The organism is Geobacillus sp. WSUCF1, assembly GCF_000422025.1.
GTDB lineage: Bacteria > Bacillota > Bacilli > Bacillales > Anoxybacillaceae > Geobacillus > Geobacillus zalihae.
This window is the reverse complement of the sequence record NZ_ATCO01000266.1, coordinates 1-268: the sequence shown is the minus strand read 5'-3', so window position 1 is coordinate 268 and position 268 is coordinate 1. Positions and strand designations below refer to the sequence as shown.

General features: G+C 45.5%; 1 protein-coding gene. It reads left to right on the top strand.

Features of this window, described 5'->3' with window-relative positions; genetic code table 11:
- A partial coding sequence (locus I656_RS18430) for a zinc ribbon domain-containing protein (protein WP_164832369.1) occupies window positions 1-268 on the top strand: 268 nt, incomplete at both ends.

Genomic DNA, 268 nt, shown 5'->3' with positions numbered 1-268 from the left:
AAAAAACAGAACGTGTACGTATCCATGACCGATATGAAACCGTATCGTGGGCTTTCTATCAGTTCCGTCAAATGTTAGAGTATAAGGCACGTTTGCATGGGTCAAAAGTGATGGTGGTTGCTCCGCATTACACCTCTTTGACATGTCCAAAGTGCGGGCATACGGAAAAAGCCAATCGAAACAAGCGTACACACACCTTTTGTTGCCGAACATGCGGATATACCTCAAACGATGACCGCATTGGTGCCATGAACCTTCAACGAAAAGG